Below are 17,923 nucleotides of genomic sequence, written 5' to 3'. Positions count from 1 at the left end.
TGTCTCAATAGGACTTGGGCAGGCCGAGCTTGCGCTCGGCGATGTTAGAGAGAATGAGCTGGGGGGTGACCGGGGCGATGTAGCCGATCCAGGCTTCGCGCATGAAGCGCTCGACATGGTATTCCTTGGCGTAGCCGAAGCCGCCATGGGTCAGGATCGCGGTCTGGCAGGCTTTCATGCAGGCTTCCGACGCCAGCAGCTTTGCGGCATTGGCCTCGGAGCCACAGGACAGGCCCTTGTCGTAGAGATCGGCCGCCGCCAGCATCATGTGGTTCGCCGCTTCGAGCTCGGCCCAGTTGCGCGCAAGCGGGTGCTGGACGCCCTGGTTCTGGCCGATCGGCCGGCCAAACACGACGCGGTCCTTGGCGTATTGGGTCGCAAGGCGCAGCGCCGCCTGGCCGATGCCGATCTGCTCGGCGGAGACGAAGACCCGCTCGGCATTCATGCCGTGGAAGATGTATGTGAGGCCCTTGCCTTCCTCGCCGATCAGACTGTCCGCGGAGACCGGCAGGTTGTCGATGAAGAGCTCATTGGTGTCGACCGCGGCGCGGCCGAGCTTGTCGATCTCGCGGATCTCGACATAGTCGCGGTCGAGCTTGGTGTAGAACAGGCTCAGGCCTTCGCTATGCTTCTTGACCTGATCGATCGGCGTCGTGCGCGCCAGGATCAGCATGTGGTCGGCCTGCTGGGCGGTGGAGATGAAGACCTTCTTGCCCGAGATCAGGTAGTTTCCATCGGGCTGCTTCCTGGCGACGACCTTGAGCTTGGTCGTATCGAGGCCGGTATCGGGCTCGGTCACGGCAAAGCAGGCCTTGACCTCGCCGCGGGTGAAGGGCGGCAGGAAGCGCTGCTTCTGCTCCTCCGTGCCGAAATGGACGACCGGCTGCAGGCCGAAGATGTTCATATGGATGGTCGAGGCAGCCGCCTGCCCGCCGCAGGAGGCGACCGTGCGCAGGAACAGCGCCGCCTCGGTCACGCCGAGATTGGCTCCGCCGAATTCCTCGGGCGTACAGATGCCGAGCCAGCCGCCCTCCGCTACCTCCTTGAAGAACTCATGCGGAAACGCGTGCTCGCGATCCTTCCGCAGCCAGTATTCGAGCGGGAACTTGTCGCAGATGCGCTGCGCCGCATCGATGATGGCGCTTTGATCTTCGCTGAGCTGGTAACCCATCGTATCGGCCTCCCGCCGGGCGAGCGTCGCCGTGCCCCCGAAGCCGCGATCCAGCGGAACCCGGGAGGCGGCCTGCGCTGATCGGCAGGCAAGGCGCTCGTTTTGTGTAGCGTTGCGTCTGACTCTAACGAGTGTTTGAGAACCGGGTAATCCGGGAGCCCCCTCTACTGGCTCAAGGCTTTGCCTATGGCCATTTCCGGCTCGCGGCGGCCGGCCTCCCGGCTCCCGCCCGAAGGCGAGGACAGCGCGGTCAGCGACGCGGCACTGGCACGCCCGTCAAGCGCCTTGATCCCCTTGAGGAACGCCGCCACCCTGCCCTCGTCGAGGACAGCCGCGGCGATCTCGCTGAACTTCTCGTCGAGCATCTTCTGCGACATCGGATTCTCGACCGTCCCGGCCGAATCCTCGACGAAGACATGCTGCGATGTGCCGTCGCGAAAAGTCGCGGTGACATCGGCCACGAACTTGCCGGGGTAGCGCTTGTCGAGCTCCGGATCTTCGATGATCTCGATCATCCGGGCGGTCTTCAGGATCTGCCCGTCGGGGCTGAGGTCGAGCTTGCCGTCGAGATAGCCGAGATGGACCAGATAGCCATTGCCGAGGCCGAGCAGCGTGAAGGCCATCTGCACCGGCAGGCTGTACTGCACATGCTCGATCGTCTCCGGCGCATAGGCGTGGATGTTCTTGGTGCCGACGACGGTATTGGCCGAGCTCTGGATCCTGATTGTGAGGCCGGTGATATCGCCGGCACGGTCGCGCAATTGCCGGGCGGCATCGATATAGGCGTGGATGCAGCCGCAGCAGAGATGCGGCTTGATCCAGACCTTCTCGATCTGGAACGGCGCCGAAGGCTCGAACCACGACAGTGCGTCGCTGGCGACCGGCCGCTGCAGGAAGGTGCGGTAGAAGCCCTTCGGGCCGGTCAGGTAGTCGAGCGGGCCGGTGATGCCGGCGCTCGCCATGTCGGCCGCGACGATGCCGCTGCGCGTGCCGATGCCGGAATGCACCCGCTTCACCGAGCCGCCCGAGGAGGTGTATTCCGTCGTGCCGGAAGCGTGGCTCATCGCGATAGCCAGGGCATGCCCGGTCGTGCGCTCGTCGAAGCCCCTGAGCCTGGCCGTCACCGCAGCCGCGCCGAAGGTGGAGAGGATCGCGTGCGGATGGAAGCCACGGGTCAGCAAGTCCGGCGCCGCGAGGCAGCCGAGGCGCGTATAGACTTCGTAGCCGACGACGATCGCCGCCACGACCTCGTCCAGCGTCGCACCAAGTTCCTCCGCGACGGCCAATGCCGAGGAGACGACGCAGGAGCCCGGATGGCTCGCGCTCTGCCGGTGGGCATCGTCATATTCGAAGGAATGGCCGAAGGTCGCGTTGACGAAAGCCGCGTCGATTGCGCTGACCAGCCGGTCGCTCGCCATGATCCGCGAGCGCCCCGGCCGGCTCTGCGCCAGGGCATATTGCTCGACCTGGCCGCACCAGGGCAGGCGCGAGCAGCCGACCTGCAAACCGAGCTGATCCTCCATCAGCCGCTTGACCCCGTCGAGGGCACCCGGCGTCAATTGGCCAAGATCGAACCCGGTCACGAACTGGGCGACCGCCTGCTCCAGGGAGCGTTGCGAAGATGTCTGAGCCATGTCGGCAACCTCATTTCTCGCTGATGTTTCATTTCTTCGGCGGGGCGCATGCCGCGCGCCGCCGGAAGAGCCTCGCGGCCGTCAGAACAGGAAGACGCCCTTGCCGCCGGCCTGCCTGTCGAAATCCGCATAGGCTTCGGCGGCCCGATCGAGCGTCCATTCCTCGGTGAAGAGCCGGTCGACCTCGACGCCGTGATCGGCGATGAAGCGGGCGCAATCCTTCATGCCGACCTCGGAGAAGGTGTAGGAGCCGATCAGTGTCCGCTGTTTGCCGATCAGGTCCTTCATCACGTCGAGCGTGACGTTGCCGCCAACAGCCACCAGGGCGATGCGGCCCCAGGTCTGCGTGCTGCGGACCGCCTGGCTGCGCGGGGCTTCCCCGCCGGCACATTCGGCCGCGCAGGAGACACCCCTGCCCCGGGTCAGCTTGAATATCTCCTCGACCGGATCGTGCGTGCCGGCATCGATCGCATGCGCGACGCCGAAATCCCCAGCGCGCGCCACCCGATCGGGATTGATGTCGATGCCGATGACTTCGACGCCCATCGCCGCCGCGAGCTGCGCGACCGAAAGCCCAACCGGCCCAAGCCCGTAGACGGCGAGCGTATCGCGCGCGCTGATGTTCAGGCGCAGCAGGGCGCCATAGGCCGTGCCCGTGCCGCAGGCGACTGCAGCTCCACCCTTGAACGACATCTCCTCCGGGAGATGGACGAGGGTCGAAACCGGCACCTTCATGTAATCGGCATGGGCGCCATGGCTCATCACGCCATGGACCCGCGCACCATCGTCGCAGAGCTGCGACCAGCCGGTGCGGCAATGATCGCAATGCCGGCAGCCTTCGTAGTGGAAGACGATGACGCGGTCGCCGACCTTGAAGGCCTTGGGATCGACGCCCGGCCCCAGCTCGGCGATCACGCCGCAGGGCTCATGCCCGGCGATGATCCTGATCTCGCCGTCGGCGCTGGCAGCGATCCGGTCCTTGAAGCCCATCGCCTCGATCGCCGCGGCCATGCCGTTGCGATAGAAATGCAGGTCGCTGCCGCACAGGCCCGAGGCCTTCATCGCGATCACCGCCTCGCCCGGCCCCGGAACGGGGTCGTCGAAATCCAGAAGCTCGACCTCTCTGGAACCTTTGAAGATCACGCCGCGCATCGATGTCCTCCCCTCGGATAGCGCGGCCGCAGGTCAGGCCCGCGACCGCGGCACGCTTCTTACTGAGCGCTCTTGAGCAGCGGGCAGGCGCTTTCCGAAACCGGGCGGAAGGCATCGGCGCCGGGCACCGTCTTGACGATCTTGACCAGGTCCCACGGCCCGGTGGATTCCGACGGCTTCTTGGCCTGGACTAGGTACATGTCGTGCACCATGCGCCCGTCCTTGCGCAGGACGCCGTTGGTCGCGAACATGTCGTTCACCGGCAGCTCCTGCATCTTGGCCATGACCTTCGCCGCGTCGTCGGTGCCAGTGGCCTGCATCGCCTTGAGATAGTGCAGCACCGCCGAGTAGATGCCGGCCTGGACCGCGTTGGGCATCGCCTTGCGGCGCTCGAAGAAGCGCTTCGACCAGGCCGTCGCCTCCGGGCTCTGGTTGTCGACCCAGCCGGTCGCGAAGGACAGCCCCTCCGCAGCCTCGAGCCCCATCGCCTTCACGTCGGTGACGAAGATCGCGGTGCCGACGATGGTATGGCCGTTGCGCCCGAGATCGAACTCGCGGGCCTGCTTGACGACATTGAGCAGATCGCCGCCGGCGCCGGCGACCGGAATGAACTTGGCGCCCGAGGCCTGGGCCTGGAGGATGAAGGACGACATCTCCGAGCCGGCATGCGGCGGGAACCGGACCGTGCCACGGATCGCCGCGCCCGACTTCTTGAGGAAGGTGGAGAGCGATTCCTGCAGCGCCGTGCCGCCGGAATTATCGGCCGTCAGGAAGAACCAGCTCGAATCCGGGGCGCCGAGCGCCGCCGCCAGCGTCTTGCCGACGGAGTAGCTGTCATAGGCCCAATGCGCGCCATAGGGCGAGCATTGCTGGTTGGTCAGCGCGTCGGTCGCGGCCGAGGACGCGATGGCGAGCTTCTTCTTCTCGGTGGCCAGGGCCTGCACCGCCAGCGCGATTGGCGAGTTCGGGAGATCGACGATCAGTCCGACGCCCTCCTGATCGTACCATTGCCGCGCGATGGTGACGGCGGCATCGGGCTTGAGCTGCGGATCGGCGGAGAGGATGCGGATCGGCCGGCCCAGCACCGAGCCACCGAAATCCGCAGCCGCCATCTCGGCGGCGGCAATGGAGCCGTGCCCGCCGATATCGGCGAACGGCCCGGCTATGTCGGTGAGGACGCCGATCTTCACCGGCGCGCTGGCCGTCTGGGCTCCTGCCGCGGACAGAGCCAGCGCAGAAGCCAGGCCGAGCGACACCGCACTCAATGCGGTCTTGCCGGCCAGATCGGCCATCGTGGCTCGCAGGGGTCGCGTTTGAAGTTTCCGACGCATGGTTTTCCTCCCGGTTTTGCGATTTCGATTGTCATTTCGGACGACAGGCGGCCCTTTCCGGGTTCTTCGATCGCCGCCGTCCGCAGCTCTGGATCTCCTCTGGCGCCGCCCTCAGCCACTCGCCGGCAGGCTTTGCGACAGCGCGTCGGCATAGGCCGGCGGCAAGCCGATGGATTTCAGCTCGACATAGGCGTCAAAGCCTTCGAGCCCGGCTTCGCGGCCGATGCCGGATTGCTTGAAGCCGCCGATCGGCGAATGGAATCCGACGCCCGAGCCGTTGATCTCGACCGTGCCCGTCCTGATCCGCCTGGCGAGGCCGACGGCGCGCTCGACATCGGCGCCGAAGACGGAGCCGTTCAGGCCATAGATCGAGTTGTTGGCGATCGTGACGGCCTCGTCCTCGTCGCCATAGGTCAGGACGCTGACCACGGGCCCGAAGATTTCCTCCTGGGCGATGGTCGCGTCGGGCTCGACATCGGCGAAGACGGTCGGCTCGACGAACCAGCCGCTGTCCAGACCTCTCGGGCGGCCGCCCCCGGCGACGACGCGAGCCCCCTCGGCCTTGCCCCTGGCGATATATCCCTCGACGCGCTCGCGCTGGCGGGACGATACCAGCGGCCCGATCTGCGTGGCCGCGTCAGCCGGATCGCCCACTGGCATGGCGCCGACCATGGCGGCATAAGCGTCGAGGAAGGCGTCCCTGCGCCGCCGCGACACGAGAATCCGCGTCTTGTTGCTGCAGACCTGGCCTGAATTGCGCAGCGAATTCAGCCGGAGAAACTCGACGACCGTCGGGATATCGGCATCGTCGAGGACGATCGCGGCCGATTTGCCGCCCAGTTCGAGGGTGATCCGCCGGATTTCCTGGCCGCACAACGAAGCCAGCTTGCGACCGGCGGCCGAGGAGCCGGTGAACGACACCTTGTTCACGCCGGGATGGAGGCAGAGATATTCGCTGACCTCGCGATCCGCCGGCACGACATTGAGCACGCCCTTCGGCAATCCGGCCTTCTGCGCCAGCTCGGCCAGCAGATAGGAATCGAACGGCGTCTCCAGCGCCGGCTTCAGCACGACGGTGTTGCCGGCGAGCAGGGCCGGCGCCAGCTTGATCATGGCGATCAGCATCGGCGCGTTCCAGGGGATCACCGCCGCGACGACGCCGACCGGCTCGCGGATCACCAGACCGTTGCCGGTCGACGAGCGGCGCAGTTCGGTGAAGGGATAGCGCGGCGCGAGCTCAAGAAAGCTGTCGAGCAGCACGCGCGGGCCGGCAGCCTGCATGCCTTGCGACAGGGTGATGGGGCAGCCCATCTCGGCCGTGACCAGCCGGGCGATCCTGTCCTGTTCCACCTTCAGCAGCTCGCTCAGGCGCTGAAGGATCGCCATCCGCTCGGCGAGCTGCATGCGCGGCCATGGGCCGCTGTCGAGAGCTGCCCGCGCCGCCGCCACGGCGCTGTCGATATCCGTCCGCGACGCCGAGACCGCGCGGCCGATCGGCTTCTCGCTGAACGGCGAGATGACATCGACACCATCGCCGGATTGCGGCCGCGCCCACTCTCCGGCGACAAAGATGCGATCCTGCGGCCCGTCCCAGATCATTGCTGCTTCCTCTCCTTGGCTGCCCGCTGCGCCGTCGCCCGCCTGTAGCGATGCAAGTCGGGCAACCCATTCTTCTAATTAACGTTTGTTAGATGAAATCGACATGGTTCGGCACCGACGATCTCCGGCTCGCCAGCTATGCCATTGACGTCAGCTGCCGCTCAGCCGGCTTCCGACACGCGGCTTTCTGCTTCGCCGACCGGCTCCTGTCCCACGAGCCGCGCGATCTCGTCGGCAGCGGCACGCCTGGTCCGGAAGCTGTTCGCGGGATGCTCCCTGTCGGCATAGCCAAAGGAGATGCCGCACAGGATGCGCTGCGTCTCGGGTATCTCGAAATGGCCGCGAATGAACGCCGAATGCTGCGCCAGCGCAGCCTGTGGCGTGGTGTCCACGCCATAAGCGCGCGCCGCGAGCAGGAACGAGCCGACGAACTGTCCGCAATCGGCAATGGCATAAGGCCCGATCTCGGCCGGCACGGAGACGATCGCGACATGGGGCGCGCCGAAGAGACGGAAGTTCTCGAAGCTCTGCTCCTGGCGCCGCTCCCGATCCTCGCGAGCGATGCCGAGCGCGGCATAGAGCTGGTAGCCGGTTTCCTGCCGGCGGGCCTTGTAGATGCCGTGATAGCCCGGGGGGAATGGAATATCGGGCTCGCCTTCGGGATGCGCGCGGGCTTCGTCCATCAGTGCGCCACGAAAGAGATCGGTGGCTTCGCCCGAGGTGATGACGACCTGCCAGGGCTGCACGTTGCACCACGACGCCGTGTTGCGGGCGAGCTGGAGAATGCCCTGGATCGTCGCTTCAGGCACCTGCTCGGCCCGGTAGGCCCGGCAGGTGAAGCGCTCGCTCATCAGCCCGTTGAGGACTTCGACATTCGTGGTGACGTCCCGCGGCACGGTCATCCTCCCGGCTCGACCCGCGAGGGTCGAACGCGATGCTTATGGCCCGGCACGGATGCGATCCGGCCAATGGCGCTGTTGTTTTCTTCGCCGCTGAATCGAGTAACACCGCCACCGGCAGGCAACAATTGGCCCGCCAGCCGCTATAGGAATGCCCTTTGATGCTATTGGAACCGGCCGGAAAGGCCGCAGCGGGAAGCCCGCGCCAAGAGCCTCTAACCGCCCCGGATCACCGGAATATCGCCGCTGGAGAGCTTGTGGCGTTCGACCAGCTCCCCGATGATCTTGAGGATGACGTCCTGCACCGCGGCCGTCGAGTTCGAGGCCGAGCGCGTGCGTTTGCGCACGAGATAGCCGGTCCGGTGCGCCGGCGGTTCGAGCCGCATCAATGCCAGGGGGCCGGAGGGCCTGGCTCCGGTCAGCGCCGAATGCGGCAGCAGCGAATAGGCGCTGGCGCGACTGACCATCTCGACGATCTGCGGCAGGGAATCGATTTCCAGAACCACGTTCAGGCCGATATTGTTGGCTTTGGCATAGCGCTCCACGATGCGGCGGAAGCCATGCGGATGGCTGGGCAGCACCAGCGGCACCTGCGCCAGCATCTCGGGCGTGATGCGCCCTTCCCCCGCTTGTGCTCCGGCCGGAAGATTGTCGTCCGCCGCGGCGAAGAACAGCTCCTCGGTCATCATCGGAACGGTCTCGAAGATCGAGGGATTGGCCGCCTCGAAGATGCAGCCGAGATCGTATTTCTCGCTCTCGATCCAATCGAGGATGTCGCCCGACGAGGCCTCGGCGATGTGGAGGCGGATACTGGGGAATTCCGCATGGATCGTCTCCGCCAGCGGCACGCTGAGGAAGACGTTAAGGGACGGCGGAAGACCGACGGTGACCCGGCCGCTGGGTTCCGCTCCGAATTCCTGGACGGCCGCCGCCAGGACGTTGGCGTGCTTGATCAGCTCCTTGCCGCGAACCGCGAGCATGCGGCCGGCCTCCGTCAGCACGGCGCCGCGCGGGCCGCGCGTGGCGAGCTTGACCTGAAGCTTGCGCTCCAGCCGGGCTACGTTCTCCGAGACCGAGGGCTGGGTGAGACCGAGCGCGCTAGCCGCCGCCGAAAGCGAGCCGTGTTCCGCGAGCATGATGAAGTTGAGCAATGCCCGCAGCTCGATCAGGGGCGCCGAATGGTCAGCGTCTTGCACTCTTGTCCCCCCTTGTCGACCGGATTGCCTGATCTGAACGCCGGCCAACCCAGAGTTTCCTCGCCCTCATCCTAGCGGCAGTCCCGCGCGAGCGCGACCACCGACATCGCGGGCGGCGCCATGTCGAGCGAATGGCATCCGCGAAGACGAGGCGGAACCCCGGCCGCCCGGCAGCGCCTGACCTGAAAGCGATGCCTATAGGCCTCGACGGCCGAGCCTATGGCGTTTGGACAGCCCGAACCCGGAATGCTTAGAAGACCGGACAAGCACAAAAGCCGGACATGCCGAGGCAGACGCCGCCCTCTCTGGAACGGGCGCGCGAGCGGCTGCCTGTCGTCCGGCGAGAAGCGGGAGAAGCGCATGCCAGGCAAAGACCAGGCGACGGCCGGCAAGGGGCCCTTGAGCGGCGTGTGCGTCGTCGAGATGGCTGGGCTCGGCCCGACACCATTCTGCGGCATGCTGCTCGGCGACATGGGAGCCGACATCATCCGCATCGAGCGCGTCGAGGATGCCGGCCTGGGTATCGCGATCCCCTCCGCCTATGACCTGCGCAATCGCAACAAGCGCTCGATCGCGCTCGACCTCAAGACCGCCCAAGGTCGCGAGGCGCTCACGCGCCTCGTTGCGCGCGCCGACGTTCTGCTGGAGGGTTTCCGGCCCGGGGTGATGGAGCGGCTCGGCTTCGGTCCCGAGCGCTGCCTCGCCCTGCGGCCGCAACTGGTTTTCGCTCGGGCGACCGGCTGGGGGCAGGACGGGCCGCTGGCGCAGCGCGCCGGGCACGACATCAACTATATCGGCCTGGCCGGCGCGCTCGGCATGATGGGAGCCTCGGAAGGCCCCCCCTCCGTGCCGCTCAATCTCGTCGGCGACTATGCGGGCGGCGCCCTCTATATGGCCTTCGGCATCCTCTGCGCGCTGCGATCCGCTGAACAATCGGGACAGGGACAGGTCATCGACTCCGCCATGATCGACGGCGTCACCAGCCTGCTCACCGTGTTCCACGGCATGCGCCAGACGGGCGCGCTGCATCCGCGCGGCGAGAACGTGCTGGATGGCGGCGCGCCCTATTATCGCTGCTACCCCACGCAAGACGGCGGCTGGCTCGCCGTGGGGCCGATCGAGAGCAAGTTCTACGCGGCCTTCCTCGACCGCCTCGGCCTTGAGGCCGCAGCATTGCCCGCCCAGAACGACCGCGCCGGCTGGTCGAACCTGGAAGAAGCGATCGCCGGCAGGATCGCGAGCGGCACGCGGGCCGAGTGGGAAGCCGCTTTCGCGGGCACCGATGCCTGCGTCTCGCCGGTGCTGTCGCTCGATGAAGTGCCGGCGCATCCGCATTTCCAGGCCCGCGCGATGTTCCACGCGATCGACGGGATCGAGCATCCGGCGCCGGCGCCACGTCTCTCGCGCACGCCGGGTACGGTCACCAGCAACGCCCCTCGCCCCGGCGAGCACACCGCGGAGATCCTGCGCGAAATCGGCTTCGGCGATGGCGACATCGCAGCCGGCGTGGACGCCCGCGCCTTCGCCGCCTGAGATTATCAGCGGGGGGCGTTGGCTGCCCCCGCGCCGCCGGGATCAATCGCCTGAAACACCGAAAGCCGGGCACGCGGAAACGCACCCGGCTTTTCGATTTTGGCGAGAGCGCTCAGCGCGAGGTGTAACCGCCATCGACCGGCAGTGCGACGCCGGTGACATAGGACGCATCGTCCGACGCCAGCCAGAGCGCGCCATGGGCGATTTCCTCCGGGCGGGCGACACGCCCGAGCGGAATCGATGCCATCACGCGGCGCTCGAGGCTTTCGCGTCCTTCGTCGTCGTCGGAGCGCCCGAGGAAGACCGCCTTCATCGGCGTCTCGGTCAGACCGGGGCAGACGGCATTCACACGGATGCCATCCGGCGCGAAACGTTGGGCCAGCGATTTCGCCAGGCCGACCACGCCGAACTTGGCGGCCGAATAGACCGGGCTCGCCGGCGATCCGACGAGGCCGGACACCGAAGCCGTGAAGACGATCGCTCCGCCATTGCGCGCGCGCATGGCCGGCGCCGCCTCGCCCGCGCAGATCAGGGCCGAGGTGATGTTGAGATCGATCGCGCGCCGGTACTCGGCGAGATCGACATCCTCGACCGCGGCAGGGCCCGGGATGCCGGCATGAGCCCAGAGCACGTCCAGGCCGCCCAGCTCCGCAATGGCCGCCTTCATCACGTCCTTGCACGCCTCGGGGCTGGAGAGATCGGCCTGGAGCGCGATCGCCCTCCCCCCGGCGGCCTTGATTTCGGCAACGACCTGTTCGAGCCGCTCCCTGTCGATATCGATCGCGGCGACTGTCGCGCCATTCTCCGCGAAGAGCTTGCAGCCGGCGCGGCCCATGCCCGATGCCGCCGCCGTGATGATGGCGAGCTTTCCCCCGAGTCTCATCCGAGACCTCCCTTCATGTCATGAAAAAGGGGCGCGTCAGCGCGGCGCGCCCCGTCGAAACAAGGTCAGGCGATGTTACTGGGCAGCCTTGACCAGCGAGCAGCCGCTCTCGGACAGGGGGCGAAACGCCTCCGCGCCGGGAATGGTCTGCACGAGCTTGACGATGTCGTTCGGCCCCTTGGATTCCGCCGGCTTCTTGACCTGGACGAGATACATGTCGTGCACCATCCGACCGTCCTTCCGCAGGACGCCGTTGGTCGCGAACATGTCGTTGACCGGCGTCTCTCGCATCTTCGCCATGACGGCGTCGGCATCCTTCGTCCCGGCCGCCTTCACAGCCTTCAGATAGTGCAGGATCGAAGAGTAGACGCCGGCATGCACGTCGTTGGGCGCGGTCTTGAAGCGCTCGATGAAGCGCCGCGACCACTCCGCGGCCTCCGGGGTCCGATCGTTGACGAAGCCGGTGCCGAACTGCAGGCCGCCGGCATCCGCCAACCCCATGGCCCTGACATCCGACAGGAAGATCGCGGTGCCGACGAGCGTCTGTCCGTTCTGGGAGAGGCCGAATTCCTGCGCCTGTTTCAGGGCCGTGGTCGTGTCCATGCCGCCGTTCGCGAGCGCGATGTATTGCGCTTTCGAGGCCTGGGCCTGCAGCAGGAAGGACGACATGTCGGTCGTGTTGATCGGGTGCCGGACGCCGCCGACGATCTTCGCCCCCTTGGCCTGCAGGAACGGCGTCAGCGCGTTCTGGAGACCGGTTCCGCCGGCATTGTCGACGGTCAGGAAGAACCAGGTCGAGCCGGGCTTGGCGACGCCGGAGGCCACCACCTTGCCGATCGAATAGCTGTCGTAGGTCCAGTGCGCTCCGTAAGCCGTGCACTCATGGTTCGTGAGCGCATCGGTCGACGCGGTCGAATTCAGCGTGATGCGCTTCTTGTCGGCTGCGAGCTTCTGCACGGCGATGGCGACCGGCGAGGTCGAGAGATCGGTGATGACATCGACGCCATCGACGTCGAACCAACTGCGCGCGATGGTCACCGCGGTATCCGGCTTGGATTGGTGATCGGCCGAGACCAGCTCGATCGGTTGGCCCAGGACCGAGCCGCCGAAATCCGCGATCGCCATCTGCGCGGCCACCACGGAGCCGTGGCCGCCGACATCGCCATAGGGGCCGCTCGATGCGCCGAGCACACCGATCTTCACGCCCTTCTTCTCCTGCGCGGAGACAGGCGACGTCATCGTTCCGGCGCAGGCGATGAGCGCGGTGCTCACGAGCAGGCCATATCGGGCCGGTTCGCAACGCCTCCACCAGCGGGCAAGCGGGCCCGGAACGGGCTGCTTTTCAGGACGGGCGCGGGACATCTGCACCATGTTTCATTCTCCCGGAAACGAGGCGCTCTCCTGGGAAAACGTCGGCGTGTCCAACGTTCCAGACGCCATTGCGCATCACTGTAGGAGCGGGAAATAACAAAACAACTGTTAGTTATATTTTCGAACGCCCGGCGAAGCAGCCATCGGAACTCCTTTCACCCGATACAGGCCATTCCTTGATCGCTGAGGATTCCGCCCCGATATCAAGCGCAAGACCGCGACCGGCGCGGCGCTGGCGTGCCATGGCGGTGTCGACAAGGTGACCTTCACCGGGAGCGTCGCCGTCGGCCATACGCTCGTAGGGAAGCTCCGGAGCCGGGCATCAGGATTGGCGACGGCGAGCTGCTCGCGAAGAGGTCCCGGAGCCGCGCAGCCAAGGCGAGCTAGTAACGGTAAATAAAGCTCTTGTAATTGCTAGGCACCGTACTGCAACGCAAGGTGGCCGGTCGGAAGCGGTTCTGAGGAGGCCAGAAATCCGTCACCGACCGGCCGAGCCCTTCGGTTTCCCAGGAGATGCGGCGGACCTGAGCACCCGAGGGGCATTTGGGAGCGATCTGCGTGATCACTGCGTTGCACAACCTCTACAATGCACCGGATCCGAATCAATCAAATCCGACCGATCGCCGACATTCATCGATCGTTAACCCTACCTGCTAAGCTTAAAGCCTCCGATGCATGCACAAATGCCGAAGCACATTACTGCTCGACGTCAGCAGCTTGCCGCGACGGCCTAAGAATAAGCTTGAAGATGACGCTGCAGGCCTGCGGCGGAGGCGTTGGTGCCTCACGCCGCGCTGGCGACGATCACGCGATTGCGGCCGCTGGCCTTGGCCCGGTAGAGCGCGTCATCCGCGCGCTTCATCATGTCGGCGGAGGATGCGTCACCCGCGCGCCGGTTCGACACGCCGACCGAAACGGTCACCTTGATGTCCCGCGTATGGCTCTGGACCGCGAAGGGCGCGCTCTCGACCCGCTCGCGGATGCGCTCGGCGACGCGATAGGCAGCATCGCGCCCGGTATCGGGCAGCACAACGACAATCTCCTCGCCGCCCATGCGCGCGACGAGATCGATGCCGCGGGTGCAGGCGCGGACGCGGTCGGCGAATTCGCGCAGAACCTCGTCGCCGGCATCATGGCCCCAGCTGTCGTTGACCGACTTGAAATGATCGATATCGAGCACGAGCAGCGAGAGCGACCGGGCCCTGAGCGCCGACTCGTCGAACATCACGGCGAGCCGGTTATCCATGAATCGGCGGTTATGCAGCCCGGTGAGCTGGTCCATCACCGCCATTTCCATCGAGGATTGCACGCTGTCGCGCAGCCGCTCGGTGAAGCGCTTGCGGCGCACCTGGGTGCGCACGCGCGCCAGCAGTTCGTTGCGGTCGATCGGGCGAACCAGAAAGTCATGCGCGCCGATCTCAAGGCCACGCAGGATGCGGTCGCGATCCTCGATCTCGCCCATGAGCAGCACGGAAATATCGCGCGTGCGCTCCAGCGAGCGCAGCTGACTGCACAGGCGCAAGCCGTCCTGCCCCTGCAGACCGAGGCTGATGACGACGGCGTCGAAATCGCCCTCGGCCGCGCGCATCACGGCCTGCGGGGCGTCGGCCTCGATCTCCACGGCATGGAAGGCCGAAAGCGTGTTCTGCAACCGCTCGGCCGCGCTCGGGCGATCCTCGATCACAAGGATGCGGCCATTCAGGCCCGTCTCGGCCGCCGCCGAGGCGAGCGGGTCGGCGATTCCCAGACGGACGGAGGCCACGGCACGGCTGCGCAACTCGTCGGTCATCGCCTTCAGCCGGGCTAGGCTGCGCACGCGAGCAAAGAGCGCGGTATCGTCGAGTGGCTTGGTCAGGAAGTCGTCGGCGCCGGCATCCAGCCCCTGCAGGCGGTCGCGCGGCTGGTCGAGCGTCGTGACGATGACGACGGGGATATGCGCGGTCGAGGGCGCGCCCTTGAGCCGCCGGCAGACCTCGAAGCCGTTCATGCCGGGCATCATCACGTCGAGCAGGACGATATCGACCTCGCCGCGCTCGCAGAGCGCAATCGCATCACGCCCGTTCGTCGCGGTGACCACGTCGAAATACTCGGCCGAGAGCTTGGCTTCGAGAAGCTTCACATTGGCGGGAATATCGTCGACGACGAGGACGCGGGCAGTCATGGCTGTGCTTTCGCCGGCTCAGGCCGCGCCGGCATAGGTGCGGACGGTCTCCAGGAATTTCGCGACCGAGATCGGCTTGGAGAGATAGGCCTCGCAGCCGCCCTCCCGGATCCGCTCCTCGTCGCCCTTCATCGCGAAGGCCGTGACCGCGACGACCGGAATCGCCTTGAGGTCGTCATCTTCCTTGATCCACTTGGTCACTTCGAGCCCGGAGACCTCCGGCAGCTGGATATCCATCAGGATCAGCGCGGGATGATGCGTCCGCGCCAGTTCGATCGCTTCGATGCCGTCCGACGTTTTCAACGTCGCATAGCCATGGGCTTCGAGCAGATCGTTGAAGAGCTTCATGTTGAGCTCGTTGTCTTCGACGATCAGAACCGTCTTCATCGGGCCGCCCTTCATTCGCGCCGGGAAGGCTCACGCCGATGGCGGGCTTTCCAAATTGGCGGCGTCGTTCGATGATTGCGTAACACGCGAGCAGTTGACGAAACGCAAACCGGATACGCGACTCAAGGCCCCCATGATACGACGACCGACCACCGACGAGGCCGAGGCGCTCGCGCTCCAGGCCCTCGCCTTCCTGGCCTCCGAACCCGAGCGGATCGAGCCCTTTCTAAGCGTGACCGGCCTCAACCCCGCCAATCTGCGCCAGGCCGCCGGCGAGCCCGGCTTTCTCGCCGCCGTGCTCGACCATATCGGCAGCAGCGATTCGCTCCTTCTGGAGTTTGCCGGAAATTTAAGGCTGAATCCCGAAATCGTCGCCGACGCCAGGCGCGTCCTTGCCGGGCCGGAGCCGGACGACTTCTCTTGAGCACGGGCGCGCCCTCGCCGCGCTGGCTCTGCCGCGATTGTCTCGCGGATCATGACTTGTCCGGGCCAGCGAAGCGCTGCCCGGCCTGCGGTTCGCCGCGCCTGCTCAGTCATGTCGAGCGCGACAGCTTGAGCCTCGCCCATATCGATTGCGATGCCTTCTACGCCACGATCGAGAAGCGCGACGATCCGAGCCTGCAGGACAAGCCGGTCATCGTCGGCGGCGGCAAGCGCGGCGTGGTCTCGACCTGCTGCTATATCGCGCGCACCTATGGCGTGCGCTCGGCCATGCCGATGTTCAAGGCGCTGAAGGCCTGCCCCGAGGCGGTGGTCGTCAAGCCGAACATGGCGAAATATGTCGCCGTCGGCCGTCAGGTCCGCCAGCTGATGCGGGAGCTGACGCCGCTGGTCGAGCCGCTCTCGATCGACGAGGCCTTTCTCGACCTCTCCGGCACGGAGCGCCTGCACCATGCCAGCCCCGCCGTGACGCTGGCGCGCTTCGCCCGGCATGTCGAAGCCGAGCTCGGCATCACCATCTCGGTCGGGCTGTCCTATGCCAAGTTCCTCGCCAAGGTCGCCTCCGATCTCGACAAGCCGCGCGGCTTCTCGATCATCGGGCGGGGCGAAGCCGTGGCCTTCCTCGCGACCAAGCCGATCAGCCTCATTCCCGGCATGGGGCCGGCTGGCGTGGCCAGGCTGGCGGAAGGCGGCTTCAAGCTGATCGGCGATCTGCGCGAGGCGCCCGTCGACAAGCTCTTCAAGCTCGCCGGCAAGGACGGCCCTCGCCTGAAGAACCTCGCGAACGGCATCGACCCGCGTCAGGTCACGCCGGAGCGCGAGACCAAGAGCGTCTCAAGCGAAACCACGCTCGACGTCGATCTCGCGCGCTTCGAGGAGCTGGAACCGATCCTGTGGCGGCTCTGCGAGAAGACTTCGAAACGGCTGAAGGCGCAGGAGCTTGCGGGCCGGACCATCACGCTGAAGCTGAAGACCGCCGACTTCCACATCATCACCCGCGCCGCCCGTCTGCCGGAGCCGACGCAGCTCGCCGCGCGCCTCTTCGCCGCCGGGCGCGATTTGCTGAAGCGTGAGTGCAACGGCGCGCATTATCGCCTGATCGGCATCGGCGCGAGCGATTTCAGCCCGCCGGATGCCGCCGACCATGGCGACCTCGCCGACACGGCAACGCCGCGCCTGAAAGCGATGGAGGGCGCGCTCGATAAATTGCGCGCCCGCTTCGGCGACGAGGCGATCGGCAAGGGCTTGAGCCTGCGGCTGCCGCAGCGCCGCTCGTCGGAGCCCGCTACTTCGCGCAAGGCTCCTGAGGAAGAAGATCCAGACGCGTGAGCGTGCCGCGCAGCGCAAACGAGCCGTAATCGAGCCGGATCGCGCCGGTGACGCCGTTCTCGTAGAGCTCGAAATTGATGCTGTAGGCGGGTGTCGATTCGCCGGAGCCCGCCTTGAAATAGGAGATCGTCACCGGCCAGCGCGCCAGCTTCTCGAATTCGGGGCGCTGCAAAGGCTTCTCGGAGGGCGCGGCCTCGATGCGCTTCCCGATGATCGAGAGCGTGTCATAGACCTCCTTGCCGGAATTCGCGCCGTCATAGAGGCGCACGCTCAAAGTCTTCTGCCCGGCGCGCGCGGCCTGGATCACGGCCTTCATCTGCGCATTGGGGAACAGGGCATCGCTCGCCTCGCGATGGGTCTCGACCTTGGGCAGGCGCAGCTTCACCTCATAGCCGCCATCGCTTTTCTGCGCGGTGCCATCGACCGTGTCGGGCTTGGCGCCGGCGGCCGTGCTTTCGGTCTTGAAGCGGTAATTCGCGCCGTCGCCAGCCTCGAAACTGGTGGTGCGGGCATCGATCAGCCGCGGCCCGGCTTCGGTGCCGAGCTGCGTCACCTGCCGGAAGGACAGCGCATAGCCCTCGCAGGCGTCGCCGGTGAACTCGAAGGCGATGCGGCCCTTCGCCGTCTCGATATTGCCGGATGGCTTGGTGCTGTCGAGCACGAGATCGTAGACCGCGCGGTGCGGCGCCAGCACCACGCGCTCGGACGTCGCCTGCGCAAAGGCCGGCATCGCGGCCAGAACCAGCGCCCCCGTCAAAACCCCGCTCGCCTGGGCCGCGAGCTTCGAGACTGTTCCGTTCATGCGCCGCTTGTCCGTTATGGCCTTCTGCGAAATC

The 17,923-nt window shown here is 66.4% G+C and carries 15 protein-coding genes; 3 read left to right on the top strand and 12 right to left on the bottom strand.

Annotation, left to right across the window (positions count from 1 at the left end; all coding sequences use genetic code 11):
- Nucleotides 1-4 precede the first annotated feature (4 nt).
- The 7 genes from WFK61_RS15540 to WFK61_RS15510 form a co-directional block, all read right to left on the bottom strand.
- Nucleotides 5-1,171 (bottom strand): acyl-CoA dehydrogenase family protein, encoded by a 1,167-nt coding sequence (locus WFK61_RS15540; RefSeq protein WP_336812990.1) that lies wholly within the window; start codon nucleotides 1,169-1,171, stop codon nucleotides 5-7.
- 164 nt (nucleotides 1,172-1,335) lie between these two features.
- A complete protein-coding gene (locus tag WFK61_RS15535; protein WP_336812989.1) occupies nucleotides 1,336-2,805 on the bottom strand; it encodes an MmgE/PrpD family protein in 1,470 nt (489 codons plus the stop codon).
- Between the two features lie 81 nt (nucleotides 2,806-2,886).
- Nucleotides 2,887-3,957: a zinc-dependent alcohol dehydrogenase family protein gene (locus tag WFK61_RS15530; RefSeq protein WP_336812988.1), complete on the bottom strand. Its 1,071-nt coding sequence runs from the start codon at nucleotides 3,955-3,957 to the stop codon at nucleotides 2,887-2,889.
- A gap of 59 nt (nucleotides 3,958-4,016) precedes the next feature.
- Entirely contained in the window at nucleotides 4,017-5,249 is a 1,233-nt protein-coding gene (locus WFK61_RS15525; RefSeq protein WP_336812987.1) for an ABC transporter substrate-binding protein, read from the bottom strand.
- A 150-nt stretch (nucleotides 5,250-5,399) separates the two neighbouring features.
- The gene (locus WFK61_RS15520; RefSeq protein ID WP_336812986.1) at nucleotides 5,400-6,887 is read right to left on the bottom strand and encodes an aldehyde dehydrogenase; all 1,488 of its coding nucleotides are present in this window, start codon (nucleotides 6,885-6,887) and stop codon (nucleotides 5,400-5,402) included.
- Nucleotides 6,888-7,048: 161 nt separating this feature from the next.
- Nucleotides 7,049-7,789: a nitroreductase gene (locus tag WFK61_RS15515; RefSeq protein WP_336812985.1), complete on the bottom strand. Its 741-nt coding sequence runs from the start codon at nucleotides 7,787-7,789 to the stop codon at nucleotides 7,049-7,051.
- 212 nt (nucleotides 7,790-8,001) lie between these two features.
- Nucleotides 8,002-8,982 (bottom strand): LysR family transcriptional regulator, encoded by a 981-nt coding sequence (locus tag WFK61_RS15510; protein ID WP_336812984.1) that lies wholly within the window; start codon nucleotides 8,980-8,982, stop codon nucleotides 8,002-8,004.
- Nucleotides 8,983-9,342: 360 nt separating this feature from the next.
- On the opposite strand from WFK61_RS15510, the gene WFK61_RS15505 reads away from it, so the two are divergent.
- Nucleotides 9,343-10,515, top strand: coding sequence for a CaiB/BaiF CoA transferase family protein (locus WFK61_RS15505; protein WP_336812983.1), 1,173 nt, complete (start codon nucleotides 9,343-9,345; stop codon nucleotides 10,513-10,515).
- 112 nt (nucleotides 10,516-10,627) lie between these two features.
- On the opposite strand, the gene WFK61_RS15500 is transcribed toward WFK61_RS15505, so the two are convergent.
- The 4 genes from WFK61_RS15500 to WFK61_RS15485 form a co-directional block, all read right to left on the bottom strand.
- A complete protein-coding gene (locus WFK61_RS15500) occupies nucleotides 10,628-11,398 on the bottom strand; it encodes an SDR family NAD(P)-dependent oxidoreductase (RefSeq protein ID WP_336812982.1) in 771 nt (256 codons plus the stop codon).
- 75 nt (nucleotides 11,399-11,473) lie between these two features.
- Nucleotides 11,474-12,670 (bottom strand): ABC transporter substrate-binding protein, encoded by a 1,197-nt coding sequence (locus WFK61_RS15495; protein WP_336812981.1) that lies wholly within the window; start codon nucleotides 12,668-12,670, stop codon nucleotides 11,474-11,476.
- Nucleotides 12,671-13,553: 883 nt separating this feature from the next.
- Nucleotides 13,554-14,930: a PleD family two-component system response regulator gene (locus tag WFK61_RS15490; protein WP_336812980.1), complete on the bottom strand. Its 1,377-nt coding sequence runs from the start codon at nucleotides 14,928-14,930 to the stop codon at nucleotides 13,554-13,556.
- A gap of 18 nt (nucleotides 14,931-14,948) precedes the next feature.
- The gene (locus tag WFK61_RS15485; protein WP_047574547.1) at nucleotides 14,949-15,317 is read right to left on the bottom strand and encodes a response regulator; all 369 of its coding nucleotides are present in this window, start codon (nucleotides 15,315-15,317) and stop codon (nucleotides 14,949-14,951) included.
- On the opposite strand from WFK61_RS15485, the gene WFK61_RS15480 reads away from it, so the two are divergent.
- Entirely contained in the window at nucleotides 15,277-15,741 is a 465-nt protein-coding gene (locus WFK61_RS15480; RefSeq protein WP_336812979.1) for a DUF3572 domain-containing protein, read from the top strand. The genes WFK61_RS15485 and WFK61_RS15480 overlap by 41 nt on opposite strands.
- A complete protein-coding gene (locus WFK61_RS15475; protein WP_336812978.1) occupies nucleotides 15,738-17,087 on the top strand; it encodes a DNA polymerase IV in 1,350 nt (449 codons plus the stop codon). Before WFK61_RS15480 ends, WFK61_RS15475 begins: the two co-directional genes overlap by 4 nt.
- Here the strand turns inward: WFK61_RS15475 and WFK61_RS15470 are convergent.
- Nucleotides 17,044-17,889 carry a cell envelope integrity EipB family protein gene (locus WFK61_RS15470; RefSeq protein WP_336812977.1) on the bottom strand — a complete coding sequence of 282 codons (846 nt, stop codon included), beginning with the start codon at nucleotides 17,887-17,889 and terminating at the stop codon, nucleotides 17,044-17,046. The two genes, WFK61_RS15475 and WFK61_RS15470, sit on opposite strands and share 44 nt — an antisense overlap.
- Nucleotides 17,890-17,923: the final 34 nt, after the last annotated feature.

Source organism: Allobosea sp. MMO-172 (assembly GCF_037147855.1).
Taxonomy (GTDB): Bacteria; Pseudomonadota; Alphaproteobacteria; order Rhizobiales; family Beijerinckiaceae; genus Allobosea.
Note: the sequence above shows the minus strand (reverse complement) of the source record. Positions and strands in the feature narration are given on the sequence as shown.